Below are 24,820 nucleotides of genomic sequence, written 5' to 3'. Positions count from 1 at the left end.
CTGGGGGCTCCTCTCAGCCCATCGCCCCGCTGCGCTGCGGAGCCGGCCTGGCGACCTTCTGCTCCGGGGTGTCCCACAGAGCCTGCCAGTCGCGCCAGCTGATCCGCTCTTCGCGTACCACCCAGCCGTCCTGCGGGGCAAAGCTTTCGGCCAGCCAGAGGCCGCGGGTGTCGACCGGGCGCAGGAAGCCCTGCTGCAGGGTGTAGAGCTCGTCCGCCGGGCGCCGGTCCTGGTCGAAGGGCAGCAGGTAGATGTCCGGGCTGTCGTGGTCGATGCGGGCGATCAGGGTGTCGTCCTCCAGATAGTCGTCGGCGTGCAGCAGGCTCAGCTGGCGCAGGTTCTCCGGGACCTCCAGGCGCATGTCGTAGACCAGTTGCAGCGAGGCGGTGGGCAGGTGCACGTAGGCCCGCGGGCGCTCCAGCAGGGGCATGTTGCCGCAGTACACCGGGCGGGCCGCGCCGGAGAGCGGGCTCAGGCGGAAGGTGGTGTTGTCGCAGTAGTGCAGGACGTTCTCGTAGGGTGCCGGCAGCCAGGTGTCGCCGAAGCGCCCGGTTAGCCAGCACTGCGGGGTCTGCAGCAGGCATTCCTCGGCGACCTCCTGGATCGCCGTGAGCAGCGGCAGGTTCAGCTCGTGGGCCGGCACGTAGCCGGAGATCGGCTTGAGCACCACGTCGCCGCGATCCTGACGCTGCTGGCGTACCAGCAGCCAGTAGTCGCGGCCCTGCCAAGAGAGGGTCAGGCGCACGGAGACGCCCAGGTTGGCCAGTTCCAGCGCGAAGCGCTGGCTGTCGGTGACCTCGACCGGACGGCGCCGTTCGAGCATCTGGCTGAAGTTCAGTGGCTGACCGAGAGCCTGGTAGCTGAGGCCTTCGGGGGCGGCTTCCACGAACAGCGGAAGGGTCTTGAAGGCGCGCGGATTGCGCTTGGCGATGATGGTCGACATGGCGGCTCCTTGGTCCTGGCCTGCCGCAGAAGCGGCAGGTCCTTATTGTCTTTGTTGGCGGATGACGGCTGCAGCTGCCGAGACATTATGCGACAGGTGCAGCGGGTTGATGGTTCCGATGATCGCGCTGCCGACACCGGGGTGGTGGAACAGCAGCTCGAAGCTGGCGCGAACCGGGTCGATGCCGCCGTCCAGGCAGACATGACCGCTGGCCAGGGCCTTCTTGACAAGAATGCCCTTGCCGTGGGCGGCGGCGTAGTCGGCCACCGGCCGTTCGCGCTGGTCGTTCAGATTCAGGGTGATCATGGCGCAGTCGCCCTGCTCGAGGGCCAGCAGGCCGCCCTCGACGGTCTTGCCGGACAGGCCGAAGGCGCGGATCTTGCCTTCGCGCTTGAGCTCGGCGAGGGTCGGGTAGACGCCGCTGTCCTGCAGGATGGCGACGTCGTTGCCGTCCGAGTGCACCAGGAGCAGATCGATGCGGTCGGTCTCCAGGCGCTTGAGGCTGCGCTCGACGGAGAAGCGGGTGTGCGCCGGCGAGAAGTCGAAGCGCGACTGGCCGTTCTCGAACTCCTCGCCGACCTTGCTGACGATCACCCAGGCATCGCGCTGGCCGCGCAGCAGCGGGCCGAGGCGCGCTTCGCTGACCCCGTAGGCCGGCGCGGTGTCGATCAGATTGATGCCCAGCTCGCGGGCCAGGGCGAGCAACTGGCGGGCCTCGGCGTCGTCCGGGATGCGAAAGCCGGTCGGGTATTTCACGCCTTGGTCGCGGCCCAGCTTGACGGTGCCAAGGCCCAGCGGCGAGACCGTCAGGCCGGTGCTGCCCAGCGGACGCTGCAGATCGTGGAGGGTCGCGACACTCATGGCAGCAGCTCCTCCCAGGCCGGGCGCGCCAGCGGCGGGCGGGGCAGGGCGGGCAGCGGCGGATGCGCCGCCGGGCGCACGGTGTCCCGCTCGAGGGCGGCGAAGATCCGGTCGGTCAGATCCGGGGCCAGGGCCAGCTTGGTCGGCCAGCCGACCAGCAGGCGGCCCTGCTCGGCGAGGAAGGCGTTGTCCGGGCGCGCCAGGGCCGACTGCGCCGGCTCGGCGCGGTCCACCCGCAGGGTCGCCCAGCGCGCCTGGCTCAGATCGATCCAGGGCAGCAGGTCGTTCAGTTCGTGGCGGGCCATGTCGATCTGCCGGGCCTCGTCGCGGGCCACGCCGTCGGCCTCGGCCAGGTCGCCGCCCAGGTACCAGACCCACTGGCCGTCGGCGGCCGGATGGCTGGTGACGGTGATCCGTGGCTTGGGTCCGCCGCCCAGGCAATGGGCGTAGAGCGGCTTGAGGGGCGGTGCCTTGAGCATGACCATGTGCAGCGGGCGCCGCTGCATGGCCGGCTGGCTCAGCCCGAGCGCGGCCAGCAATGCGGCGTTGCCGGCGCCGGCGCAGAGGACGATGCGCTGGGCGCGGATTTCCCGGCCGTCGACGCTCAGGCCGACCAGTTCGCCGGCTTCGCGCAGCGGGGCGATCTCGCGGGCGGCCAGCAGGCCCTCGCCGGCCAGCTCGGCGAGGCGGCCGATCAGGCTGGGCACGTCTAGCACCAGCTCGTCCAGGCGATAGACGCTGCCGCGGAAAGCCGGATGCTGCAGCGCCGCGGGCAGGGCCTCGCCCTTCACCGGCTCGACTCGCGCGCGTACCGCCTTGCTGGCGAAGAAACTGGTCAGCTTGCCGGCCAGGGTGCCGGGCGACCATAGATAGTGGGCATCGGACAGCAGGCGCACACCGGAGAGATCCAGCTCGCCGTCGCCGGCAAGCGCCTGGCGCCAGCGCCGCGGCATGTCGGCGATGGCCTCGGAGGCGCCGGTCAGCGCGCCGTGCAGTGCGTACTTGGTGCCACCGTGGATGATTCCCTGTGACTTGACGCTTTGTCCGCCGCCGAGGCTGGCGCTCTCCAGCAGCAGGGTGGCGTAGCCTGCCTGGCGCAGGCGTGCATTCAGCCAGAGGCCGGCGATACCGCCGCCAACGATCAGGACGTCCGTGCTGAGGGTTGGGAACATGGCTCGTCTCGTTGAGTAAAAGAGTCGGATTATAGCGGCTGACTTGATGTCATGGGTCCCGGTTATCCGATGTGCTCGGACTGGGACCATAGGAGATAAAGGGGCGCCAGTTTATTGATCCCGGTCAGCATGAAGCATGCCATTCGTCGGGCTTTTTCTGTCGAGTCGATCACGACCTTAGTCGTGTAGGCAGCCCGCTATCAGCCACCTTGCAGCCGCCGGGCGCTTTGTTAAGCTGCGCCGCCATGAACCGAACCCTCTATACCCTTCTGCTGCATCTCGCCCTTCCCGTGATTCTCCTGCGCCTGGCCTGGCGTGCCTGGCGCGCGCCGGCCTATGCGCACCGCGTCGGCGAGCGCTTCGCCCTCGGCCTGCCGGCGCTGCGCCCGGGCGGCATCTGGGTGCATGCGGTATCGGTCGGCGAGAGCATCGCCGCCGCGCCGCTGATCCGCGCCCTGCAGGCGCGCCATCCGGAGCTGCCGCTGACCGTCACCTGCATGACGCCGACCGGCTCCGAGCGCATCCGCGCGCTGTTCGGCGACAGCGTGCAGCACTGCTACCTGCCCTACGACCTGCCCTGGGCGGCGGCACGCTTTCTCGACCGGCTGCAGCCGCGCCTGGCGGTGATCATGGAGACCGAGCTGTGGCCCAACCATGTGCACCAGTGCGCGCGGCGCGGCATTCCGGTGGCACTGGCCAACGGCCGGCTGTCGGCGCGCTCGGCGCGCGGCTACGGACGCTTCGCCCGGCTCACCGGCCCGATGCTCGCCGAGATGCGCTGGCTGGCGGTGCAGAGCGAGGCCGAGGCCGAGCGCTTCCGCGCGCTGGGCGCCGGTCGCGAGGCGGTGGCGGTGACCGGTTCGATCAAGTTCGACCTGGCCGTCGATCCCGAGCTGCCGGCACGGGCGGCGGCGCTGCGCGCGCAGTGGGACGCGGCGGATCGCCCGGTGTGGATCGCCGCCAGCACCCATGCCGGCGAGGACGAGATCATCCTGGCGGCCCATCGTCAGCTGCTGGCGCGCTTTCCCGAGGCGCTCTTGATCCTGGTGCCGCGCCATCCCGAGCGTTTCGCCCAGGTCTTCGAGCTGTGCCGCCGCGAAGGCTTCGCCACCGTGCGGCGCTCCGGCGGCGAGGCGGTCGCGGCGCAGACCCAGGTGCTGCTCGGCGACACGATGGGCGAGTTGCTGTTCCTCTATGCCCTGGCCGACTGCGCCTTCGTCGGCGGCAGCCTGGTACAAAGCGGCGGACACAATCTGCTGGAGCCGGCGGCACTGGGCAAGCCGCTGCTGAGCGGGCCGCACCTGTTCAACTTCCTCGAGATCGCCGCGCGGCTCGCCGAGGCGGGTGCCCTGCGTCAGGTGACCGACGCCGGCTCGCTGGCCGCGGCGGTCGGCGCCTTCTGGCGCGAGCCGGCGAGCGCCGCGCAGGCCGGCGCGGCCGGCAAAGCGGTACTTGAGGCCAACCAGGGCGCGCTGACGCGGCTGCTGGACGGGCTGGAGCGGCTGCTGGCGAAACCCTGATCGCTTTTTCCGACGAGGCGGCACATGCCCGTTGGTATTCTGCGCACAGCTTGTTTAGACTCAGCCGGTACTTGTCGGGGTGCCCCAGTGGGGGGCTGAGATCGGCTGAGGCCGGGTCCCGTTGAACCTGATCAGGGTGACGCCTGCGTAGGGAACAAGACGTCCTCGCCGTTCGGCGGGGATTTCTCCATGCCTCGGCATGCCTGCGCCCGCTCCGATCGACTCCGACAATTCATGCCCCGGACGAAATGGAGTGCCTTGATGAGCGTGACAGAACAACATAAGAACCTGAGCGAGTCCGCCCAGGTCGACCAGCAGTCCGTACAGCCCTTCCCGCGCTCGCGGAAGATCTACGTCACCGGCTCGCGCCCGGACATCCGCGTGCCGATGCGCGAGATCAGCCTGGACGTGACGCCCACCGCCTTCGGCGGCGAGATCAACCCGCCGGTCACCGTCTACGACACCTCCGGTCCCTACACCGACCCGAGCGTCGCCATCGACGTGCGCCAGGGCCTGGCCGACGTGCGCAGCGCCTGGATAGAGGACCGCGGCGACACCGAGAAGCTGCCGGGGCTGTCCTCGGAGTTCGGCCAGCGCCGTCTCTCCGACCCCGAGCTGGCCGCCATGCGCTTCGCCCACGTGCGCAACCCGCGCAGAGCCCGCGCCGGTCACAACGTCACCCAGATGCACTACGCCAAGAAGGGCATCGTCACCCCCGAGATGGAATACGTCGCCATCCGCGAGAACATGAAGCTCGCCGAGGCGCGCGAAGCCGGCCTGCTCGCCGAGCAGCATCCGGGGCAGAGCTTCGGTGCGGCGATCCCCAAGGAGATCACCCCCGAGTTCGTCCGCCAGGAGGTCGCCCGCGGCCGCGCCATCATTCCGGCCAACATCAACCACGTGGAGCTGGAGCCGATGATCATCGGCCGCAACTTCCTGGTGAAGATCAACGGCAACATCGGCAACTCGGCGCTGGGATCGAGCATCGAGGAAGAAGTCGCCAAGCTGACCTGGGGCATCCGCTGGGGCTCCGACACCGTCATGGACCTGTCCACCGGCAAGCACATCCACGAGACCCGCGAGTGGATCATCCGCAACTCGCCGGTGCCGATCGGCACCGTGCCGATCTACCAGGCGCTGGAGAAGGTCGGCGGCATCGCCGAGGACCTGACTTGGGAGCTGTTCCGCGACACCCTGATCGAGCAGGCCGAGCAGGGCGTGGACTACTTCACCATCCACGCCGGCGTGCTCCTGCGCTATGTGCCGCTGACCGCCAAGCGCGTCACCGGCATCGTCAGCCGCGGTGGCTCGATCATGGCCAAGTGGTGCCTGGCGCATCACCAGGAGAATTTCCTCTACAGCCACTTCGAGGAAATCTGCGAGATCATGAAGGCCTACGACGTCGCCTTCTCGCTGGGCGACGGCCTGCGCCCGGGCTCGATTGCCGATGCCAACGACGCCGCCCAGTTCGGCGAGCTGGAAACCCTTGGCGAGCTGACCAGGATCGCCTGGAAGCACGACGTGCAGACCATGATCGAAGGCCCCGGCCACGTGCCGATGCACATGATCAAGGAGAACATGGACAAGCAGCTGGAATGCTGCGACGAGGCGCCGTTCTACACCCTCGGCCCGCTGACCACCGACATCGCGCCCGGCTACGACCACATCACCTCCGGCATCGGCGCGGCGATGATCGGCTGGTTCGGCTGCGCCATGCTCTGCTACGTGACGCCCAAGGAGCACCTCGGCCTGCCCAACAAGGACGATGTGAAGACCGGCATCATCACCTACAAGATCGCCGCGCATGCCGCCGATCTGGCCAAGGGCCATCCGGGTGCGCAGATCCGCGACAATGCCCTGTCCAAGGCGCGCTTCGAGTTCCGCTGGGAGGACCAGTTCAACCTCGGCCTCGACCCGGACACCGCGCGGGCCTTCCACGACGAGACCCTGCCCAAGGACTCGGCCAAGGTGGCGCACTTCTGCTCGATGTGCGGACCGAAGTTCTGCTCGATGAAGATCACCCAGGAAGTGCGCGACTACGCCGCCGAGCACGGCCTGTCCGAGGAAAGCCAGGCCGTCGAGGCCGGCTTCAAGGAGCAGGCCGAGCGCTTCCGCGAAGAGGGTTCGGTGATCTACAAGCAGGTCTGAAGCGCCGCCCGGCTCTTCCCGGGGCCGGGCATGCGGTCCGCAGGGGTGACCGGCGCAGGCTGTAAGGTGGATGGCCGCAGCCATCCACCATGGTGGACAAGCCTGCGGCGTTGTCCACCCTACCGACCACCGACCACCAGCGAGCTGGCTACACGGGAGCGGCAGCGGCCCTCATGTCCACCTCGTCGGGGCGCGTCCCCCTGGCTCCTACCTGCTGCGCGGGAAGAATTCCGGCTTGAGGATGCCGTTGAGCTGCGGGTAGGGCACCACCACCAGCGGATGCCCCATGGCATAGGGGGCGATGCGGTAGGTGTCGTACATCAGCAGCACGCCGACCTTCGCCAGGGCGATGTGGCGGGTCTGCTGGAACGGCCAGGTGTCGATGAACTCCGGGTCCTCGCCGACACCCTGGGCCACCAGCCAGCGCTGGTGCGCCTGTCTGGCCTTCGTCCAGAAGGCTTCCTCCTGACCCGGCAGCAGCAGATCGCGCAGCTCCAGGGCCTTCTGCCGGCTGCGGTCGAAGTCGATGAAGGCGCGCCGCGGCATGCCGTGGGCGCCGCCGGTGAAGCGGTAGCTCGACAGCTCCACGAGAATGCGCCCGCCGTTCTGCTCCAGCACCTTGGCCTGCAGGTAGCTGCTCCAGCCGCGCTTGGCGCTGGCCAGGAAGTCCCGTTCGTGGCTCTCCAGCGAGGCCGGCAGCGGCATGCCCTCGGCGTCGCGGGTCAGCTCCAGCAGACCGCGATCGATCAGCCGGTTCAGCTCCGGCTCGTCGGGAAAGTGCAGGGTGTCGATGTTCACCAGCGGGCACTCGCTGCCCTGGCATCCGGCTTGCAGATGTTCCCAGGCCGTGCGCTGGTAGACGGCCGGCCGGCTCGAGGAAGACAGGCTCTGGCAGGCGCCCAGGAGCAGGACGAGAGCGGCGAGGACGAGCGATTTCAGGGGCGAGACAGCATTCATCGGGGCTTTCGGCGTCGTTGAGGGAGACTCCGCCGGACACCCGGATCGGTCGCCGGCGGACTGGCTAGGGTCGCAGGTCCTCGGCCTTCTGCAAAGGGGCTGCGCCGCTCGAAAGGGCGGGTTAGGATGGCACCGACTTCGGTTCACTAGACGAGTGAGTGTGCAGGATGAGCGAATTCTTCAAGCCGGATGCGGATGCCGTGGAAATCGTGCGGCGCGAGCCCTGTTTCAGCGGTTTCTACCGACTCGAGCGCGTGCACCTGCGCCACCGCCAGTTTTCCGGCGAGATGGGCCCGGTGCTCAGCCGCGAGCTGTTCGTGCGTCACGATGCGGTCTGCGTACTGCCCTACGATCCGCAGCACGACTGCGTGGTGCTGAACGAGCAGTTCCGCGTCGGGGCGATGGACAAGTCGGACAATCCCTGGCTGCTCGAGATGGTCGCCGGGCTGATCGACAAGGACGAGGAGCCCGAGGAGGTCGCCCACCGCGAGGCCCTCGAGGAGGCGGGGCTCAGGCTCCAGGCGCTGTGGCCGGTGACCGTTTATTACCCTTCGCCCGGCGGCAGCAACGAGAAGGTCTACCTTTATGTCGGTCGCTGCGACAGCCAGGGGGCCGGCGGCGTTTATGGATTGCCCGAGGAGGGGGAGGACATCCGCGTGCACGTGCTGCCTTTCGAGGACGCGCTGCAGGCGGTCAGGGATGGCAGGATCAACAATGCCGCCAGCATCATTGCCCTGCAGTGGCTGGCGCTGAACCGTGTCGAGGTACGAGGATTGTGGGCGTAAGTCTGATGCGCGAGCGTTACCGGGTCGACCTGGTCGACCTGCAGGCGACCTGCGAGGCCAATTATGCGCGGCTGATGCGCCTGCTGCCGGAGATGCGCAGCGTGCCCGCGGCGGCGCGACGGGTGGGGGTGAGCCAGGGCGAGCGGCTGCTCGGCGTGCTGGCACTGGAGGTGCTGGAGGATTGCCCCTACACCACCACCCTCAAGGTCTGCCAGGAGCACAGCCTGCCGTGGCTGCCGGCGCCGCGGATGGAGGTGCGGGTCTATCACGATGCACGCATGGCCGAGGTGGTCGGCGCGGAGCAGGCCCGGCGCCTGCGCAGCCGCTACGTCTACCCCAATGCGGCGATGCACCAGCCGGACGAGAAGAGTCAGCTCAACCTGTTCCTCGGCGAATGGCTGAGCCACTGCCTGTCCTGCGGACACGAAGTGGAGCCGGTCGTCTGACCGGGCGCCGGTCGTTCCACCGGCATTTTCCATCGCCCTGAGGCGACGACCGCTCGTCGGGACCGGGATGTCTCCGGTCCGAATCTTCTCCGCTCTTCCCCCACGCCGGGCCGCTGCTCCGGGGCTTGTGCCGTGCTCGACTCCCGCCGCTGCGCGATTTCGCGCAGTTGGCGCGGCTCGCTGCTGCGATTCGCGCAGCCGAGGGACTTGCACCTTTTCCGAAAGCCTTTGGTGTTCGGAGTAAAAATCTTATAAATCAAAGGCTTGCTCGAATTTCCAGAGTCATGGCGCGGCTCTTGCTGAATGGCCTTCAGCACATCGGAACGGGCCGCCTTCGCGCCCGCCCACCGCAAGAGGGAAATCGCCATGCCTGTAAATGCCAGCCGTCGATCGGCACTCAAGACGCTCGCCCTGCTCGGATCGGCGGGCGCCGCCAGCCTCCTGCTGCCCGGATGCTGGAAGCAGGAAGAGAAGGGCGCTGCCAAGGCGGCGAGCGCGCCGGCCGTGGTGAAGAGTGCCGGCGATCCGGTGGTGGAGTTCAAGTATCCCGACAATCCGGCGTTCGACCTGATCTATCTGGCCGAGTCGCTGGGCTATTTCGAGGGCACTCGCGCACGACCCAAATATGTCGGCAAGATTGCCGCACCGCAGATCATTCCGCTGGTCGGTACCGGCGAGATCGACTTCGGCATGCGCATGGTGCCGCTGGTGATCTCGGCCATTGCCAGCGGCCTGGATCTGAAGGTGGTGTCCGCCGGCGGCAAGACCCTGGAAGAGGCGCCGCACATGAAGTACTTCGTGCGCCGCGACTCGGGCATCCGCACGCCCAAGGATCTCGAAGGCAAGACCATCGGTTTCAACAGCTTCGGCGCCTGCGCCGAGTTCGTCACCAAGACCTACCTGCGCCAGCATGGCGTGGACGTGAACAGGATCAACTGGCTGGTGGTGCCGGACAACCAGAGCGAGCAAACCCTGGCGACCGGCAACATCGACCTGGCGATCATCCATCCGCCGCATTCCGGCGGCGCCGAGCACAATCCGGCGCTGCTCCGGCTGTGGAGCGACTACGACCTCGACCGAGGCCTGGGCGGCATGGCGCCCTACAGCGCGCACGGCCGCTTCATCCGCGAGCATCCCGAGGCCACCCGCGACGTGGTCAGGGCCATCGCCCGGGCAGCCAACTGGGTCAACGCCAATCCGGATGAGGCGCGCAAGATCACCGCCCAGCGCATCGGCATGGAATTGCGCCTGGTCGAGCGCTACGCCTATGTCGAGAACCTGGTGATCACCGAGCCGCCGATCCAGTACTACATCGACATCCTCGAGGCCGAAGGCAAGATCCCGCCCGGCAAGGTGCGGGTGAAGGACGTCTACACCAACGAATTCAACCCCTTCGTCAGCCCGGAGGCGCCCGCGTGAGCAGCCGCATAGCCGCGCGCGACCTGCGCATGGAGTTCACCGCCCGGGACGAGGGTGGCCGGGCCGAACGGATCGTCGCCCTGGAGCACTTCGACCTGGAAGTGCGCGCCGGCGAGTTCCTCTCGGTGCTCGGCCCCTCCGGCTGCGGCAAGTCGACCTTCCTGAGCATCCTCGCCGGGCTGGCGCAGAAGAGCGGCGGCAGCCTGTTGATCGACGGGCAGCCCCTGGAGGGCATCAATGCCCGGCAGGGCGTGGTGTTCCAGGGCTATGCCCTGTTTCCCTGGCGCACCGTGCTGGAAAACATCGAGGTGGGTCTGGAGATCCGCGGCGTCGGCAAGGCCGAGCGCCGCGAGCGGGCCCGCGAGTACCTGGAGCTGGTGGGCCTGAGCGGCTTCGGCGCGCGCTATCCCCACGAGATTTCCGGCGGCATGCGCCAGCGTGTGGCCATCGCCCGCGCGCTGGTCTACGAGCCCGAGGTCCTGCTCATGGACGAGCCTTTCGCCGCCCTGGACGCCCAGACCCGCGAGATCCTCCAGGGCGAACTGCTGCGCATCTGGGACGCCCACAAGAAGACCATCGTGTTCATCACCCACAGCCTCGACGAGGCGATCTTCCTGTCCGACCGCATCGCGGTGATGACCCACCGGCCGGGACGGGTCAAGGAAATCATCGAGGTGTCGCTGCCGCGCCCGCGGCTCGCCGAGCTGCGCAACTCCGAGGATTTCGTGCACCTGCGCCAGCGTGCCTGGGAGGTGCTCAAGGACGAGGTGCGCTTCGCCACGGCCCCGGTGCCGGCGCCGACCTCCGTGCGTGCGGCCGACTGGCCGGCGAGCGCGCAGGCCGGTCGGCAACTGGCCAAGGGATAGGGAGGCGCCATGAATTTTTACGGCAAGCTCTCCAGCCTGTTCCAGCGCAGCCTGGGCATTCTCGTCTTCGTCCTGCTCTGGGAGCTGCTGCCGCGTAGCGGCCTGGTCAGTGCGGCCTATCTCAGCCCGCCCTCGGCGGTCCTGCAGGCCATCGCGGAGCTGGCCGCGTCGGGCCTGTTGCTCAAGCACCTCGAGGCCAGCCTCTACCGCTCGCTGTCCGGCCTGCTGCTGGCGACCGCCAGCGGAGTGGGCCTCGGCCTGCTGATGGGTGGCTTCAGGCGTCTCGAGGCGCTGGTCGATCCGCTGCTGCAACTGTTCCGGCAGACCTCGGCGCTGGCGCTGTTCCCGGTGTTCATCCTGTTCTTCGGCATCGGCGAGTCGTCCAAGGTGGCGATCATCTTCTGGGCGTCGTTCTGGCCGATCCTGCTCAGCACCATCAGCGGGGTGAAGCAGGTGGACCGGCTGCTGATCGACTCGGCCCGCTCGATGGGCGCCTCGCAGGCTTTCCTGTTCTGCAAGGTGGTGCTGCCGGCCGCCGCGCCGTCGATCTTCACCGGCATCCGTCTGGCCGGCGCCTACTGCGTCACCGCGCTGGTGGCCGCCGAGATGATCGGCGCGCATTCCGGACTGGGCTTCCTCACCCTCAACTCCCAGGAAGTCTTCCAGGTGCCGAGCATGTACGCCGGGATCCTGCTGCTGGCGCTGGTGGGGCTGCTGCTCAACGTCGTGCTCGCCCTGATCGAGCGGCGCCTCACCCGCTGGCGCAAGGGGCTGACCCACAATGCCTGACGCGCTGGTGCCGGCCTGGCTCGGCGAGCTTCGCCCGCTGCGCGAGACGCTGCCGGCGCGGCGCCCGGGGCTCTGGCCTGGCATGGCACTCCTGCTGCTGGCGGTGCTGCTCGCCGGCTTCGGTGTGGCCGGGCGCGAGGACACGGCGCATCCCGATCGACTGTCGCCCGGCCCATACTTCGAGCAGGCCAGGGCGCGCGGCCGGCTGATCGTCGGCGTGCGCGCCTATCCGCGTCCGGCGCTGCCCGGCCTGCCCGTGGTGGCCGAGCCCGATCCCTTCGATGCGGCCCTGGCGCGGGCCCTCGGCGATTATCTGGGGGTGCCGGTGGAAACCCTCGGCCTTTCGCCCGAGCGGCGCGAGGCCGCGCTGCGCGAAGGGCGGGTCGACCTGCTGGTCGCCGGCGCCGCCGCGGACAGTGGCGCGGCAATCCCGCCGTCGAGGCGGCAGGGGGAGGGCGCGCTGGTCGTCCTGCGCGGGCTCGACATCCACGCTGGCGAGGGCCTGCGCGGCCGCAGCCTGTGCCTGGCCGAAGGCAGCCCGTACCGCCGTCCGCTGGCGGAGCGCCACGGCGCCCGGCTGCGCGAGTATCCCTCGGCGGTCCACGCCATCGCCGCCTTCATGGCCGGCGAGTGCCAGGCGCTGGTCGAGGCGCGCAGCCTGGTCGACTGGCTGCTGCAGCAGCCCGACTGGCGTTTCTACCGGCGCCTGCCATTCGAGTTGCAGGCGCCGGCCAGTGGCCACGTGCGCCTGGCGGACGCCGAGCCGCAGGCGCAGGCCTGGCTCGCCGCGGTCCTGGGCGACTGGCAGCGCCGTGGCGCGCTGGACGCCGTGCTGGCACAGCGCACCGGCGAGCTGGCCTTCGACGTGCTGAAGCTCGAGCAAGGGCTGATCTGCCACTGAATTTTCCACACGACCGATTGACCGACATGTCCCACGATCTGCACACCCTGTTCGAACACATCAAGGCCAGCGCCGTCGAGCGCGATGCCCGGGGCGGCCATGCCGCCGCGGAGAAGGCGCTGCTGCGCGACGCCGGCCTGCTGCTGCTGGCCATTCCCCGCGCCCTGGGCGGCCTGGAGCGCAACTGGCAGGAGATCTTCGCCCTGGTGCGCCGGCTGGCCGCCGTCGACAGCTCCCTGGCCCACATCCTGGCCTTCCACCAGCTGCAGGTCGCCACCGTGCTGATCTACGGCAGCGAGGAGCAGCAGACGCGTCTGCTCGGCCACACCGCCGAGCACCAGTGCTGGTGGGGCAACGGCATGAACCCGCTGGACCGCCGCCTGGTCGCCGAACCCACGGCCGGCGGCTTTCTGCTCGACGGCACCAAGTCCTTCTGCTCGGGCACCGTCGGCGCGCACTTCATGACCCTCTCGGCGGTGCTCGGCGAGCACGCCCAGCCGCTGCTCGGGGTGGTTTCCACCGAGCATTCCGGCGTGCAGGTGCTCGACGACTGGGAGCCCATCGGTCAGCGCCAGACCGACAGCAACTCGATCCGCTTCACCCGGGTGCCGCTGGAGGCGCGCGATGTGCTGCGCCCGGCGGACGCCACGCCGAGCGCCTTCCACACCCTGCGCAACTGCTTCGGCCAGCTGGTGCTGACCAACCTCTACCTGGGCATCGCCGAGGGCGCCTTCGCCGAGGCCCGCGACTACGCCCACGGCCAGGCGCGGCCCTGGCTGACCTCGCCGGCCGCACAGGCGGTGGACGATCCCTTCACCCAGAACCGCTTCGGCGAGATGCACGTGCAGATCGCCGCCGGCCGCGCCCTGGCCGAGCGCGCCGCCGAGCTGATCGACCGGGCGTTTTCCCGCGGGCCCGCGTTGACCGCCGCGGAGCGCGCCCGGGTGGCGGTCGCGGTGGCCGAGGCCAAGGTGCTGGCCCATCGCGCCGGGCTGTTCGCCAGCCAGGAGCTGTTCGAGGTGGTCGGCGCCCGCGGCACCCGCGCCTCGCTCGGCTTCGACCGCTACTGGCGCAACGTGCGCACCCACACCCTGCACGACCCGATCGACTACAAGCTGAACATGCTCGGCCGCTGGGCGCTCAAGGACGAGGCGCCCGATCCGGCGAACTACACCTGAGGGGGCCCGCTTATCCTTTTGCGTCCCCGGCCCGGGCAGGTTGGGCCGTGTGCAGGTCGGATATCCTCGTGCCTAATGCGATCGGCGAGCGGTGCAGGCAGGCATTCACCCATATAATTCACAGCCTTGAAGGGTAGCGGCTCCAGGCGAAGGCATGAATGATGGGGGCGGATCGACGCGCACGGCGCGGGCATTGGGCCAGATTGCTGGCGGTGGGAGGACTCGGCGGGCTGATCTCGGTGATCGCCTACCTGTACAGCTCCGCGCTGGAGCGGCGCGTGCAGGCCGCCGAGTTCCAGCGCCTGGCGCACGTCCAGCTCCGCAGTGTCCAGAATTTGCTGGACCATTCGCCGCAGGTCCTGATGGCCTTTCGCGGCCTGTTCATGGCGGCCGAGACGGTGGAACGCGAGGAGTTTGCCCGCTTCGCCCGGGAGGTGCTGCCGAATTACCCGGAAATCCTGGCCATGCACTGGGCGCCGAAGATCGCCCATGACCAGCGCGCCACATTCGAGTGGAAGCTGTTGTCCCTGCAGGAGCGCCCGCTCGGCATCTTCGACGTGAGCGCCGATGGCCGGCTCCCGGTGCCGGCGCCCGCGCGCGAGGAGTATCTGCCGATCTGGTACATCGAGCCGCTCGAGGCGAACCGCCGGGGGCTCGGGCTCGACATCCTGACGCGCCCCCACAACCGGGAGGTGGCGCTCGCCTCGGCCCGCCTGGGCCTGCAGCGGACCACCCCGGTCTTCTCGCTGCTGCAGGACCCGGACGGGCCGCCGGCGGTCGCCATCTATCAGCCGCTGTATCGCAAGGGCATGCCGGTGGTGAGCGACGGGCAGCGCTGGCAGGCCCTTGCGGGCCATCTGATCCTGATGCTGCAGCCCACCGTACTGCTCAGGAGCCTGTCGTTCGGGCAGCAGCGGGTGGCCGTGCGTCTCTACGACCTGGAGAACGGGCAGCCGCTGGCCATCCACCCGCGCGGCGCGGTGCCCCGCGAGCCCGGAGATGCTGTGGTCCAGGGCCGGCTGAGCATTCCCGGCCGGGAGTGGCTCATCGAGTTCGTCGCCCCGCAAGGCCTCGGCGGCCTGTCGGTCAGTGTCCTGCCCCTGCTGCTGATGCTGTCGCTGCTGGCACTGACCCTGGTCCTGCTGCTCTTTCTCGACCGCTCCTGGCGCGGCGCCATCGCCCTGGCGCGGCTCAACCGCGAGCTGCTGAGCCGGCAGAGGGAGCTCGACGGCCTGGTCTACTACGACGCCCTGACCGGCCTGCCCAACCGCCGGCTGCTGTTCGACCGCATCCACATGGCCTTCGGTCAGCAGCGCCGGCAGGGCGGCCGGCTGGCGGTCTGCGTGCTCGATCTGGACGGTTTCAAGGCGGTCAACGACCGCTTCGGCCATCAGACCGGCGACCTGCTCCTCAAGGAGGTCGCGCAGCGCATGCAGGCCGTGCTGCGCCCCTCCGACACGCTCGCCCGCTTCGGCGGCGACGAGTTCGTGCTGGTGCTGCCGGGGGTGAACGATGGGACCATCCTCGACGGCATCCTGAAGCGGCTGATCGAGCAGGTGAGCCGGCCCATGGCATTGGGCGGCGGACAATCCCCCATCGCTGTCTCGGCGAGCATCGGCGTGGCCTTCGCCGGCGAGCACAGCGATGCCAACAGCCTGATCCGCGAGGCCGATCACGCCATGTACGAGGCCAAGCACGCAGGCAAGGCCTGCTACCGGATCTTCGGGGCGGGGCAGGCGGCGAGCGTCTGAGGCCGGCTCTCAGGCGGCACGCCCGAACAGCCCCTTGATCCGCCGGGACAGCTGGCGGAGCGGTTGGCGCTCGTCGATGACCACGATGAAGACCTTGCGGTAGTGGCCCGGCGGGCAGCTCAGCTCGCGCACCCCGTGCCAGGAGTTGCCGCGCCGGCGGAACAGCAGGCTGTAATTGCCCAGCGCCCGGGACTCGATGATGCGCTCGAAGTCCTCGAAGGCCGGCGCGCTCCTGCTGTCGAAGCGGCCGCCGTCGTCGAGCACCAGGGTCTGCCCGCCCCATTCGGCCCGCCAGTCGTCCTCGGTGTTGAAGTAGAAGATGTGCGATCCGAGCTTTTCGCGGGCGTCGCAGTGCGGCGAGACCGAGCAGCGCGCCGGCGTGTAGTGCCAGTGAAAGCGCAGCCGGAAGGCGCGGGTGCCCAGCATGCGGGTCATGAACTGCCGGTAGTGCGGGCCGCTCAGCTCGTCCACGAAGGCCTGCCAGTGCGGCGAGAGCGCGAGTCCGGGCGAATACTCCAGCGCCAGGCGGTCATGGGACTGCTGGCCGTGGCGGCGCGCCTTGCCGAAGACCGCCGTGAAGCTTTCCACCGGGGGCAGGCTGTCGCGCAGCGCCGCATAGCCCTCGGCGGTCAGCAGGCCGGCCGGATTGGCCCAGGGATAGGGTTGCTGCCGCTGGAATGCCCGGGCGTCCATGCGCTCCAGGGCCTCGAGATCCAGATAGCGCATGTCGTGCTCCTTCTGGCGCGTGGTGGGAGGAGGGACTCAGCCGGCCAGCGGGCGGGGCGTGCGCAGGAAGCGCAGCAATGCCGAAGGCAGGCGGCGGGCCAGCGGCGAGCGCAGCAGGCGCAGGCAGGCGTTGGGGCCGAGCGGCCGGCGCGCCTGCCAGCACAGCTGCACCCAGCGCTCGGTCATGACGCGCAGGAGCGCTTCGGGCGCATGGCGCCGCGTGCGCCGGTTGGCGGCCTCGAGCCGGGCCAGCCAGCGGTCGGCCCAGTCGAGATAGTCCTCGTCCAGGGCGGCGCCGAGCCGCCGGGGGCGCGCCAGGGCATAGTGGCGGTCGAGGTCGTCCTCGCTCGGCTCGATGCCCAGCTCGCCCAGCGCACGGCGGCAGATCTCGCGCTTGCGCTCGCGGCCCAGGGTGTCGGTCTGTTTGGTGAAGCGGCCGTCGTGCTCGCGCCCGCAGACCAGCACCTCGCCCAGATTGGCCATCCGCTGCGTCCGCGACAGGCGCTGGTGCAGCTCGTAGTCCTGGCAGCGCGGGAAGTCCTCGCGGTAGCCATGCGCGCGCAGGACGGCGGTGCGCGCCATGATGGTGCGGTTGGTCAGGGCGCAGTAGAACGCCAGGCTGGCGGCCACCTCGTCGGGATCGAGCGGCTGGCGGCGGACTTTCTTCAGGCGCCGGCCGTCGGCATCCATGAAGTCGCAGGCGCTGCCGATCTGGGCCAGCTCGGGATGACGGTCGAGGGCCTCGACCTGGCGGGCGAGGCGGGTCGGCCAGGCCTTGTCGTCGCTGTCGAGCAGGGCGATGTACTTGCCGCGCGCCAGCTCCAGGCCGCGGTTGCGCGTCGCCGGAATGCCCAGGTTGCGCGGATTGCATTCCACGCGCAGGCGCGGGTCGCGGTAGCGCGACAGCACCTCGAGGGTGGCGTCGGTCGAGCCGTCGTCGACGACCAGCAGCTCGAAGTCCCCGAAGGTCTGCGCCAGCACGCTGTCGACGGCGGTGGAGATGTAATGCTGCCGGTTGTGGACCGGAATGAAGACCGTCACGCGCGGTGGTCGAGTCATGGCGAGATTTCCCGGGCAAGGGCGCTGCTGCCGAAGCGCCTGACGCTGCGAACATCCTCAGCGTAGTGCAACGGGCCGGCAGGATGGCCCCGGGCAGCTTATTCTCAATCGGGTCCATGGCAGCGGGAGCGAGCGGATGAGCCTTCGTGCAGCGGGTTTTGGCACGGGCTGGCCGAGGCCCGGGTTTCTCAGCGCCCGGTTCGTCGGTCCGCTGGCCCTGTCCGGCTCGGGCTGGCGCTGGTGGCTGGCCGACGCGGAGGCGCAGGCGGCGGCCCGGATCGTCGACCACTACCTGGCGACGGGCGAGGCGGCCGGGATGGCGCTGCTGCGCGAGAAGGCCGGGAAGGCGCGGCGCATCTACCGGCTGGTACCGCCGGAACGGCCGGAGGCGCCCGGCTATTTCGTCAAGCAGATGGCCCTGGGCCCGCGCAAGCGCCTCGGCGCGCTGCTTGGTTGCAGCGGCCCGCTGCTGGGCGTCAGTCACGGGACCGCCGAGCTGGCGCACAACCTGGCGCTGGCCGAGCGCACCCGGCACGGGGTCAGGACCCTGGCCTTCGGCGAGTACTTCCGCTGCGGCCTGCCGGTACGGCAGGTGCTGCTGCAGGAGTATCTGGCCGGCTGGCAGCCGTTCGGCACCGCCTGGCGGCAGCACGAGCAGGATGCCGCGCGCCGCCGGGCGCTGCTCTGGCAGGCGCTGGACGTGCTGACGGCGCTGCGCGAGGCCGGCATCAGCCATCTCGACCTGCATCCGGCCAACCTCATGGTCGCGCCCGATGCGCGGGCGCCGCTGCGGGTGATCGACTGCGGGCAGATGTGCCTGGACGCCGATTCCGCCGTCTCGGCGGCGCTGCACTTGGGGGTGCTCCTGCACGAGCTCAACGGCAAGCGCAGTGCACCCTCGCCGCGGCTGGCGGAGGCCGCCTGCCGGCTGTTGCGGCAGATCTCGGGCGCTGGGGCCGGCCTCGCCGAGGCCGAGCGGCTGTTGCCGCTCCTGGTGGGCTATTCGACCAAGCGGCCGTTCTCGCGGCGGCGCCTGCTGGAAAGCCGTCCCGAGCCTGCCGCCCTCGAGCGCCAGCTGCAGAGGCTGGGGCAGCGCCGGCCGCCTTCGCACGGGGCGAGTGCGGCGCCCGCCGACGGCGCGCGGGAGGAGCGGCAGCTGATCGCCGCCCTCGAGGACCTGCTGGCCGTGCCTCGCTGAGCGAAGCGCAGGCTCAGCGGGCCGGCCAGTTCAGGTAGAAATGCCCGCCGGGCACGAAGCGGCCGCTGTGGGTCTGGTAGTCCCAGCGCTCGACCTCCACCCGCTTCTCCGGCTGCTGGCTCAGATGCAGCCGGTTGAACGAGTTCGGCGCGGTGCCGCGGATCCGCGCCGACACGGCGGTGCCCGCCTGCACCGTCCAGATCTCCCGCGCCAGCTCGGGGTACTGGCCGCTGAGCGGCAGCACGTAGGGCAGGTGGATGTGCCCGCCCATGACGATGTCCAGGCCGGCCTCGGCCCAGCGCGTCAGCGCCTCCTGGGCGCCGTGCTGCAGGTTGCTCAGGTCCGCGGGCACGATGGAGCCGAACGGCTGATGGGCCACGACGATGCGCAGCTTGTCCGGATCGCAGCGGCGCAGGCGCTCGCAGACCGCCTGCACCTGCTCGCTCGACACCCGGCCGTCCTTGCGGCGCCAGGGATGGGTGGTGTTCAGGCCGATGACCAGCAGCTCGTCGTTCTCGAAGGCCGGCTCCAGCTCCCGGCCGAAGTGCCGGCAGTAGTTGCCGTAGGGGGACAGGAAGCGCGACAGCAGGTTGTACAGCGGCAGGTCGTGGTTGCCGGGGATCACCAGGGTTCGCGGGATGCCGCAGTCCTCCAGGCGCCGGACGAAGGCCTGCGCCGCGTCGAACTGGTCGCGCCGGGCACGCTGGGTGATGTCCCCCGACAGCACCAGCAGGTCGGCGCCGCGTTCGCGCACGTGCGCTTCCAGGGCCGCCATGACCGGCGGCTGTTCGGTGCCGAAATGGGTGTCGGAGATGTGCAGGATGCGCGTCATGCTGCCGGGAACCGCCTCTGTGCGAAGGAGTCGACGAGCGCGCCGGCCGGGGCATTGGCCCGCACTTCGGGTGGAAGCGTCCTGACCATGAGCCACGCGTGTGCGCAATGGATGAACTATATATTCAGCGGGGCCGGCCTGGCCAAGGTTCAACTGCCGTACTCGCAAGGGATGAGCGGACGCATGACTTTCTTTGCCCTGAAAATCAACGAGGCAGTACGGAAACTTCTTGCGCTTCACCAGCAGTCGCCGGCCTTCCAGGCCTGGGCCGCGCCCCGGCCGGGCGCCGCCGCGGCGCGGGATCGCCCGGACGAGGCGCCGGCGGTGCCGGAGATCGTCCCCGTCGTGCTGGAGGCCCGGCCCGGCGCGCCACAGGCGCCGGCCGTGCGGATCTTCCTCGGCACCGAGCCGGCGCAGCACCGGGCCGAGCGCATCTTCTTCTATTCGCTGGAGCAGGTGCGCGATCCGCAGCGCCGCTACGAGGTCTACCGCATGACCGGCCTGCCGGGCTTCGCGCAACGGGGCTGGCGCACCGGCTTCACCAACTACCGCTTCGCCATTCCCGACCTCGCCGGACGCCAGGGGCGGGCGATCTACAACGACGTCGACCAGATCTACACCGCCGATCCCGCCGAACTGTTCGACCAGCCGATGGGCGAGCACGGCTATCTGGCGCTGCGTCCCGAGGACACCGCGGTGATGCTGATCGATTGCGCGCGCATGGCCCGCTGCTGGACCTTCGCCAGGGCCTGCCGCGAGCCGAAGAAGGCCCTGTGCGCGGAGGCGGCCGCCGAGCCGGGGCGCTGGGGCGCGCTCGATCCCCGCTGGCACGCCCGGGACTTCGAGTACCGGCCGGGCGAATCCCGGCTGCTGCACTACACGGCTTTGCACCTGCAGCCCTGGCGCCCGACGCCCGGGCAGTACTCCTACCAGATCCATCCCCTCGCCGAGCATTTCCTCAGCCTGGAGCAGGCGGCCGACCGCGAGGGCTACGAAATCTACACGGCGGCGCATCCCAGTCCCGGCTTCGTCGCTGGCTGCGAACAGGCGGCCCGGATGCCGGCCGCGTCGCCGGCGGAGTTTCAGCGCCGGGCGCGGGCGGCAGATGCCACGCAGCTGGCGCTGGCCGGGCCCTGGAGCGCGGCGGAGGCCGCCGAGCTGTCCTTGCCGCTCTGGCCGCTGGAGCGGATCGGAAGCGACGACCCGGTGCCCCGGGATGCGATCGCCGCGACCGGCCTCGAACGGCTGCCGGTGGAGGATTTGCCCTGGGTGGTGGACCGGCTGTTCCGGCTCGGCCGCCGCTGGGTGTTCGTCCGGGCGGCGCTCGGCGCCGAGGACTCGACGATCGGCAGCCCGGACGGCTGGCGGACGCTGCTGCGCCGGGTGGCGCAGCGTTATCCGGACCGCTGCTGGCAGCTCGACTGCCTGGACCGCCAGGGGCGGACGCAGCGCTTCCGGGCGGACTTCGCCCAGCGCAGCCGGGATGGCCGGGGGCTGCCCAGGGTCTGGGTGCTGCAGGGCGAGCATGCCGGCGACAATGCGCAGCTGACCGACATCGCCGAGGCCCTGGGCTGGCCCTGCGAGATCAAGCGTCCGGGCGCCGCCGAGGCCGGCCTGGCGCCGCCCTGGCCGGACCTGGTGCTCAGCGCAGGACGGCGTACCGCACCGCTGGCCCGCCGGATACAGCGCCGCTCGCAGGGCCGCACGCGGCTGGTGGTGCTGGGGCGCCCGCGCGCGCCGCTGGCCCGCTTCGACCGGGTGGTGACGACCCCGCAGTACGGCTTGCCGCTGCGCGCCAACGTCGTCGATCTGCCGGCGCCCTTCATCGGCGAGCGTCCGCTCGACGAGGCGGCGCTGGAAGCCTGGCGGCAGCGCTTCGCCCCTCTGCCGCGGCCCTGGATCGCGCTGCTGGTGGGCGGCGACAGCATCCCCTACCGGCTCGATGCGCAGACCGCCGCGGCGCTGGGCCGGGAGGCCGGCGTCGCGGCCAGGGCCCGCGGCGGATCGCTGCTTCTCTCGACCAGCCCGCGTACCTCCGGCAGCGCGATCGATGCCCTGCTGGCGGCCATCGACACGCCGCTGTGGAGCTACCGCTTCGGCAGTCCGGGCGACAATCCCTACCGGGCCCTGCTGGCGCTGGCCGATGCCTTCATCGTCACCGGCGAGAGCGTCTCCATGCTGACCGAGGCCTGCATGACCGGCCGGCCGGTGGCGGTGTTCCCCCTGCCGGTGCGCCGGCAGCGCAAGGAGCGGCTGCGCCACCTGCTGGAGCGGCGGATGGGCGTGGTCGAGCGGGTCGCCGGCAGTCGCGGCGTGCCCCGGCAGCAGAACCGGCTCGGGCGCTTCTACGACCGGGTGGTCGAGGCGGGCTGGATCAGTCGCGAGCGGCGCATGGAGCAGGTGCACCTGTCCCTGGGCGTGGCGCCCCTGCCGGAAGGGCTGGACCACCCGCCGGGACTCTCGCCGGCCCTGCTCGCCGCTTCCCGCGACCGTGCCCTGCAGGCGATCCGCGAGGTGATGGTGGCGGAGCGGCCCGTGCCATGAGCGGCGGACGACCAACGTCCTCCGGGCAGCGCCGCTGCCCCGGCATCCGCAGCCGGCAACCGGGAGTGTCCGAATGAAGGAGATGGCTTCGGCCGAGGTGGCCAGGGACAAGGTCAAGCGCAGCGCCCTGTACCGGACCGGCAAGAAACTGCGGCCGCTGCTCAACCGCTACCTGGCGCGCAATTCCCTGGTGGGCGATCCGCCGGTCTTCGACAAGCGGCTGTTCCCCTGGACCGCGAAGCTGGAGGCCGCCTGGCCGGTCGTGCGCGCCGAACTCGACCGACTGCTCGAGCAGCGCACCCCGATACCGGCCCTGCGCGACATTTCCCCGGACCACCGGCGCATCGCCGCGGGCAACGCCTGGCAGTCGTTCTTTCTCTGGGGCTATGGCTACCGGATCGACAACGGCTGCCGCCAGTGCCCGGAGACGGCGCGGCTGCTGTCGGTGGTGCCCGGGCTCAACAGCGCCTTCTTCTCGATCCTCGCGCCTGGCGCGCATATCCCGCGGCACACCGGCGTGACCAAGCGCATCATGACCTGCCACCTGGGGGTGATGACGCCGACGCCGGCCGAGCGCTGCCGCATCCAGGTCGGCGACCAGACGGCCTGCTGGGGCGACGGCCAGTGCCTGGTCTTCGACGACACCTATCCCCACGAGGTGTGGAACGACACCGAGCAGACCCGCGTGGTGCTGCTGATCCAGTTCAAGCGCCCGCTGCGCCTGCCCGGGCGCCTGCTGGGCGACCTGTTTCTCGGCGCGGTGCGGCATAGCCCGTTCGTTCAGGAGGCGCGGCGCAACCTGGCGGCCTGGGACGAGGCGCACAAATTGCTGGACGATTGAGCGGCCGGGAACAGGAAAGAGGAAGCGGGCCGAGGGCCCGCTCCGTGCGATCGGCTCAGTGCACCGAGCCGTAGCCCTTCATGACGTCCGCCATGTTTTCGTAGCGCTCGTCCGGCATGCGCTTGAGGGTATCCAGCACCTCTTCGTCGGCGCCATTCTGTTCGGCCTGCTTCAGCAGGTCGTTCTTTTGCGCCGGGAAGTCGATGCCTTTCAGGTGATGGGAGATGTTGGACGGGGAATGACCACCCATGCCTCTGGTCATGATGCACCTCCATAGGGTGGGCACGGAGCAGGGGGACGGTCCCTCTGGCGTGCCGCTGCATATGTTCATTCGGCGCCGGCCGCTCAGGACTTGTCTTCCTGGCGCTTGCCTTCCTCGATCAGCTCGCGGACACGCTGTCCGCCCTTCTTGCCGCCCGCTTCGCCGCCCTTGTGACCGATCTCCTCGTAGAACTCGCGGTCATGGGTGGCGGACGTGGCCTGGCCACCTTTCTTGCCGGCTTCACCGACGCTCATCCTGCCTTTCTCGGTCTTGGCCATCTGCTGTCTCCTCGGGTGACGGGAGGCGCCCGGTCAGGCCGGGCTTCCCGCACGTTCAGGATTTTTTGCCTTTCTTACCGGTTTCTTCGGACTTCCTGCCTTCTTCGACCAGTTCGCGGACCCGCTGGCCGCCTTTCTCGCCACCCTTGTGGCCGATTTCCTCGTAGAACTCGTGGTCGTGGGTCGCCGCCGTGCTTTCACCGCCCTTGCGGCCCGCTTCGCTGACGCTCATGTCGCCTTTTTTCTTCTCTGTCATCCTGCACCTCCTGCTTTTGCGCTGGTGATTGCCGTTCGGACAGATTTTCCGGGCGAGGCCCGGATAAAAAGAGCCGTCGTCAACGTGTCAGAAGGTGGTCGAAACCAGGAGTTCATGCCGTCGAAGGCTGCCGGCACCGATCGCCGACGAATGGGCGGTAGCCGTGAAGGATTCGTCAATCACTGTGGGGCCGTGTGAATAACCGGCCGTCTTCATATAGCCATATAGCCGATCGCATACGAGGCGGCCGTTCGGTGGCGCATGCATAGGCGGCAGCCGGCCAAGCCTAACGCTCCAGCCCCCGCTCCCAGGCGCGGTGGTTGCGCCGCGCGTCCTGGATGAAGGGCGACCAGCGGATCAGCCGGAGGACCGCCCTGTTGAGCAGCGTCCCCGGCCAGGCCAGAGGCCGTTGCACGTCGAGGAACAGCACGACGCGGGTGCCGTCGGTGTCGTTCCACACCTGATGCCGGTAGGTGTCGTCGAACACCAGGCACTTGCCGCTCTCCCAGTGGCGGACCTGGTCGCCGACCTGGATCCGGCACTGCTCCCGCGGCTCGGGCACGATCAGCGCCAGGTGGGCGCGCAGCAGGCCGTTGTAGGGGCCGCGGTGCGGCGGGATGTGCTTGCCGGGGGCGAGGATCGAGAAGAAGGCGGTGTACATCCCGGGAATGGCCTCGACCAGCCGCGTGGTCTCCGGGCAGCGTGCACAGTTGCCTTCCATCTTGTAGCCGTAGCCGTAGAGGAAGAAGGTCTTCCAGCGGTCGTCCTGGGTGATGTTCAACTGGTCCCGGGAGATGTCCTGGAAGTTCGGCAGCCGCTCGCGCTGCTCCAGGACCTGCTCCAGCTCCTGGCGGATGGCCTGCCAGTTGGCCTCCAGCACGGGCACCCAGGGAAACTGCCGGGTATCGAAGAACGGCGTAGTGCCCACGGTCGAATAGTGGCGGATCGCATGTTCCAGACGCTTGATCAGCCACAGGCCGACGGCCACGCTGGGGCGGTGCCTGCGTTTGCGCCGGGGCGCCGGCGCGATGTCGTCGTTGCTCTGTTCCATGGGACTCCCCCGGATCGGCCAGGCATGCCCGGCACAC

At 69.6% G+C, this 24,820-nt stretch carries 24 protein-coding genes and 1 riboswitch; of the genes, 13 read left to right on the top strand and 11 right to left on the bottom strand.

Annotation, left to right across the window (positions count from 1 at the left end; all coding sequences use genetic code 11):
• Window positions 1-13 precede the first annotated feature (13 nt).
• The 3 genes from GCU53_RS09100 to GCU53_RS09090 are packed head-to-tail and all read right to left on the bottom strand — an operon-like array spanning window position 14 to window position 2,976.
• On the bottom strand, window positions 14-943 hold the full coding sequence (locus tag GCU53_RS09100; RefSeq protein ID WP_152387326.1) for a metal ABC transporter ATPase: 930 nt from the start codon (window positions 941-943) through the stop codon (window positions 14-16).
• A gap of 42 nt (window positions 944-985) precedes the next feature.
• On the bottom strand, window positions 986-1,804 hold the full coding sequence (locus GCU53_RS09095) for an aldo/keto reductase (RefSeq protein WP_152387325.1): 819 nt from the start codon (window positions 1,802-1,804) through the stop codon (window positions 986-988).
• A complete protein-coding gene (locus tag GCU53_RS09090; RefSeq protein ID WP_152387324.1) occupies window positions 1,801-2,976 on the bottom strand; it encodes an FAD-dependent oxidoreductase in 1,176 nt (391 codons plus the stop codon). Before GCU53_RS09090 ends, GCU53_RS09095 begins: the two co-directional genes overlap by 4 nt.
• 245 nt (window positions 2,977-3,221) lie before the next feature.
• Here GCU53_RS09090 and waaA point away from each other — a divergent pair, with 245 nt between their 5' ends.
• Both waaA and thiC read left to right on the top strand, forming a co-directional pair.
• Complete coding sequence (gene waaA / locus GCU53_RS09085; protein ID WP_152387323.1) at window positions 3,222-4,496, top strand: lipid IV(A) 3-deoxy-D-manno-octulosonic acid transferase; 1,275 nt, start codon at window positions 3,222-3,224, stop codon at window positions 4,494-4,496.
• Between the two features lie 65 nt (window positions 4,497-4,561).
• A riboswitch (TPP riboswitch) is annotated at window positions 4,562-4,667 on the top strand.
• Between the two features lie 90 nt (window positions 4,668-4,757).
• Window positions 4,758-6,644 (top strand): phosphomethylpyrimidine synthase ThiC, encoded by a 1,887-nt coding sequence (thiC, locus tag GCU53_RS09080; RefSeq protein ID WP_152387322.1) that lies wholly within the window; start codon window positions 4,758-4,760, stop codon window positions 6,642-6,644.
• Between the two features lie 207 nt (window positions 6,645-6,851).
• Here the strand turns inward: thiC and GCU53_RS09075 are convergent, their stop codons facing one another.
• Complete coding sequence (locus GCU53_RS09075) at window positions 6,852-7,601, bottom strand: DUF3298 and DUF4163 domain-containing protein (protein ID WP_244307092.1); 750 nt, start codon at window positions 7,599-7,601, stop codon at window positions 6,852-6,854.
• A 167-nt stretch (window positions 7,602-7,768) separates the two neighbouring features.
• Between GCU53_RS09075 and GCU53_RS09070 the strand changes: the two genes are divergently transcribed.
• The 8 genes from GCU53_RS09070 (at window position 7,769) to GCU53_RS09035 (ending at window position 15,736) form a co-directional block, all read left to right on the top strand.
• Entirely contained in the window at window positions 7,769-8,386 is a 618-nt protein-coding gene (locus GCU53_RS09070; protein ID WP_152387321.1) for an NUDIX domain-containing protein, read from the top strand.
• Window positions 8,377-8,832 (top strand): DUF1249 domain-containing protein, encoded by a 456-nt coding sequence (locus tag GCU53_RS09065; protein WP_085930856.1) that lies wholly within the window; start codon window positions 8,377-8,379, stop codon window positions 8,830-8,832. The genes GCU53_RS09070 and GCU53_RS09065 overlap by 10 nt, the downstream gene beginning before the upstream one ends.
• Window positions 8,833-9,198: 366 nt before the next feature.
• The gene (locus tag GCU53_RS09060; protein WP_152387320.1) at window positions 9,199-10,251 is read left to right on the top strand and encodes an ABC transporter substrate-binding protein; all 1,053 of its coding nucleotides are present in this window, start codon (window positions 9,199-9,201) and stop codon (window positions 10,249-10,251) included.
• Complete coding sequence (locus GCU53_RS09055) at window positions 10,248-11,117, top strand: ABC transporter ATP-binding protein (protein WP_244307090.1); 870 nt, start codon at window positions 10,248-10,250, stop codon at window positions 11,115-11,117. The genes GCU53_RS09060 and GCU53_RS09055 overlap by 4 nt, the downstream gene beginning before the upstream one ends.
• Before the next feature lie 9 nt (window positions 11,118-11,126).
• Window positions 11,127-11,906: an ABC transporter permease gene (locus tag GCU53_RS09050; protein WP_152387319.1), complete on the top strand. Its 780-nt coding sequence runs from the start codon at window positions 11,127-11,129 to the stop codon at window positions 11,904-11,906.
• Entirely contained in the window at window positions 11,899-12,807 is a 909-nt protein-coding gene (locus GCU53_RS09045; RefSeq protein WP_152387318.1) for a type 2 periplasmic-binding domain-containing protein, read from the top strand. The genes GCU53_RS09050 and GCU53_RS09045 overlap by 8 nt, the downstream gene beginning before the upstream one ends.
• A gap of 26 nt (window positions 12,808-12,833) precedes the next feature.
• Window positions 12,834-13,985 (top strand): acyl-CoA dehydrogenase family protein, encoded by a 1,152-nt coding sequence (locus GCU53_RS09040; protein WP_152387317.1) that lies wholly within the window; start codon window positions 12,834-12,836, stop codon window positions 13,983-13,985.
• Between the two features lie 212 nt (window positions 13,986-14,197).
• Window positions 14,198-15,736, top strand: a complete 1,539-nt coding sequence (locus GCU53_RS09035) for a diguanylate cyclase domain-containing protein (RefSeq protein WP_244307089.1) — start codon at window positions 14,198-14,200, stop codon at window positions 15,734-15,736.
• A gap of 9 nt (window positions 15,737-15,745) precedes the next feature.
• Here GCU53_RS09035 and GCU53_RS09030 read toward each other — a convergent pair whose 3' ends face one another.
• Both GCU53_RS09030 and GCU53_RS09025 read right to left on the bottom strand, forming a co-directional pair.
• Window positions 15,746-16,462, bottom strand: a complete 717-nt coding sequence (locus GCU53_RS09030) for a 2OG-Fe(II) oxygenase (protein ID WP_152387316.1) — start codon at window positions 16,460-16,462, stop codon at window positions 15,746-15,748.
• A gap of 36 nt (window positions 16,463-16,498) precedes the next feature.
• The gene (locus GCU53_RS09025; protein ID WP_152387315.1) at window positions 16,499-17,521 is read right to left on the bottom strand and encodes a glycosyltransferase family 2 protein; all 1,023 of its coding nucleotides are present in this window, start codon (window positions 17,519-17,521) and stop codon (window positions 16,499-16,501) included.
• 136 nt (window positions 17,522-17,657) lie between these two features.
• Here GCU53_RS09025 and GCU53_RS09020 point away from each other — a divergent pair, with 136 nt between their 5' ends.
• Window positions 17,658-18,719, top strand: coding sequence for a protein kinase family protein (locus tag GCU53_RS09020; protein ID WP_152387314.1), 1,062 nt, complete (start codon window positions 17,658-17,660; stop codon window positions 18,717-18,719).
• Window positions 18,720-18,732: 13 nt separating this feature from the next.
• On the opposite strand, the gene GCU53_RS09015 is transcribed toward GCU53_RS09020, so the two are convergent.
• Window positions 18,733-19,551 carry a metallophosphoesterase family protein gene (locus tag GCU53_RS09015; protein WP_152387313.1) on the bottom strand — a complete coding sequence of 273 codons (819 nt, stop codon included), beginning with the start codon at window positions 19,549-19,551 and terminating at the stop codon, window positions 18,733-18,735.
• A gap of 183 nt (window positions 19,552-19,734) precedes the next feature.
• On the opposite strand from GCU53_RS09015, the gene GCU53_RS09010 reads away from it, so the two are divergent.
• Entirely contained in the window at window positions 19,735-22,095 is a 2,361-nt protein-coding gene (locus GCU53_RS09010) for an ELM1/GtrOC1 family putative glycosyltransferase (protein ID WP_152387312.1), read from the top strand.
• 73 nt (window positions 22,096-22,168) lie between these two features.
• Window positions 22,169-22,936: an aspartyl/asparaginyl beta-hydroxylase domain-containing protein gene (locus tag GCU53_RS09005; protein ID WP_152387311.1), complete on the top strand. Its 768-nt coding sequence runs from the start codon at window positions 22,169-22,171 to the stop codon at window positions 22,934-22,936.
• Between the two features lie 55 nt (window positions 22,937-22,991).
• On the opposite strand, the gene GCU53_RS09000 is transcribed toward GCU53_RS09005, so the two are convergent.
• The 4 genes from GCU53_RS09000 to GCU53_RS08985 all read right to left on the bottom strand — a co-directional run bounded on the left by GCU53_RS09000 (window position 22,992) and on the right by GCU53_RS08985 (window position 24,783).
• Entirely contained in the window at window positions 22,992-23,198 is a 207-nt protein-coding gene (locus GCU53_RS09000; protein ID WP_244307088.1) for a DUF2795 domain-containing protein, read from the bottom strand.
• Window positions 23,199-23,281: 83 nt separating this feature from the next.
• Window positions 23,282-23,476, bottom strand: a complete 195-nt coding sequence (locus tag GCU53_RS26670; protein WP_152387310.1) for a KGG domain-containing protein — start codon at window positions 23,474-23,476, stop codon at window positions 23,282-23,284.
• Between the two features lie 55 nt (window positions 23,477-23,531).
• Entirely contained in the window at window positions 23,532-23,732 is a 201-nt protein-coding gene (locus GCU53_RS26765) for a KGG domain-containing protein (protein WP_152387309.1), read from the bottom strand.
• A gap of 286 nt (window positions 23,733-24,018) precedes the next feature.
• Complete coding sequence (locus tag GCU53_RS08985) at window positions 24,019-24,783, bottom strand: aspartyl/asparaginyl beta-hydroxylase domain-containing protein (RefSeq protein ID WP_152387308.1); 765 nt, start codon at window positions 24,781-24,783, stop codon at window positions 24,019-24,021.
• Window positions 24,784-24,820 lie beyond the last annotated feature (37 nt).

It is taken from the genome of Azotobacter salinestris, from assembly GCF_009363155.1.
GTDB lineage: Bacteria > Pseudomonadota > Gammaproteobacteria > Pseudomonadales > Pseudomonadaceae > Azotobacter > Azotobacter salinestris.
The sequence above is the reverse complement of the archived record's forward strand: the minus strand, read 5'-3'. Positions and strand labels throughout refer to the sequence as shown.

Coding starts and splice junctions, on each gene's coding strand:
- GCU53_RS09100 (WP_152387326.1), bottom strand. CDS start 943: ATGTCGACCATCATCGCCAAGCGCAATCCGCGCGCCTTCAAGACCCTT.
- GCU53_RS09095 (WP_152387325.1), bottom strand. CDS start 1,804: ATGAGTGTCGCGACCCTCCACGATCTGCAGCGTCCGCTGGGCAGCACC.
- GCU53_RS09090 (WP_152387324.1), bottom strand. CDS start 2,976: ATGTTCCCAACCCTCAGCACGGACGTCCTGATCGTTGGCGGCGGTATC.
- waaA (WP_152387323.1), top strand. CDS start 3,222: ATGAACCGAACCCTCTATACCCTTCTGCTGCATCTCGCCCTTCCCGTG.
- thiC (WP_152387322.1), top strand. CDS start 4,758: ATGAGCGTGACAGAACAACATAAGAACCTGAGCGAGTCCGCCCAGGTC.
- GCU53_RS09075 (WP_244307092.1), bottom strand. CDS start 7,601: ATGAATGCTGTCTCGCCCCTGAAATCGCTCGTCCTCGCCGCTCTCGTC.
- GCU53_RS09070 (WP_152387321.1), top strand. CDS start 7,769: ATGAGCGAATTCTTCAAGCCGGATGCGGATGCCGTGGAAATCGTGCGG.
- GCU53_RS09060 (WP_152387320.1), top strand. CDS start 9,199: ATGCCTGTAAATGCCAGCCGTCGATCGGCACTCAAGACGCTCGCCCTG.
- GCU53_RS09050 (WP_152387319.1), top strand. CDS start 11,127: ATGAATTTTTACGGCAAGCTCTCCAGCCTGTTCCAGCGCAGCCTGGGC.
- GCU53_RS09045 (WP_152387318.1), top strand. CDS start 11,899: ATGCCTGACGCGCTGGTGCCGGCCTGGCTCGGCGAGCTTCGCCCGCTG.
- GCU53_RS09040 (WP_152387317.1), top strand. CDS start 12,834: ATGTCCCACGATCTGCACACCCTGTTCGAACACATCAAGGCCAGCGCC.
- GCU53_RS09030 (WP_152387316.1), bottom strand. CDS start 16,462: ATGCGCTATCTGGATCTCGAGGCCCTGGAGCGCATGGACGCCCGGGCA.
- GCU53_RS09025 (WP_152387315.1), bottom strand. CDS start 17,521: ATGACTCGACCACCGCGCGTGACGGTCTTCATTCCGGTCCACAACCGG.
- GCU53_RS09020 (WP_152387314.1), top strand. CDS start 17,658: ATGAGCCTTCGTGCAGCGGGTTTTGGCACGGGCTGGCCGAGGCCCGGG.
- GCU53_RS09015 (WP_152387313.1), bottom strand. CDS start 19,551: ATGACGCGCATCCTGCACATCTCCGACACCCATTTCGGCACCGAACAG.
- GCU53_RS09010 (WP_152387312.1), top strand. CDS start 19,735: ATGACTTTCTTTGCCCTGAAAATCAACGAGGCAGTACGGAAACTTCTT.
- GCU53_RS09005 (WP_152387311.1), top strand. CDS start 22,169: ATGAAGGAGATGGCTTCGGCCGAGGTGGCCAGGGACAAGGTCAAGCGC.
- GCU53_RS09000 (WP_244307088.1), bottom strand. CDS start 23,198: ATGACCAGAGGCATGGGTGGTCATTCCCCGTCCAACATCTCCCATCAC.
- GCU53_RS26670 (WP_152387310.1), bottom strand. CDS start 23,476: ATGGCCAAGACCGAGAAAGGCAGGATGAGCGTCGGTGAAGCCGGCAAG.
- GCU53_RS26765 (WP_152387309.1), bottom strand. CDS start 23,732: ATGACAGAGAAGAAAAAAGGCGACATGAGCGTCAGCGAAGCGGGCCGC.
- GCU53_RS08985 (WP_152387308.1), bottom strand. CDS start 24,783: ATGGAACAGAGCAACGACGACATCGCGCCGGCGCCCCGGCGCAAACGC.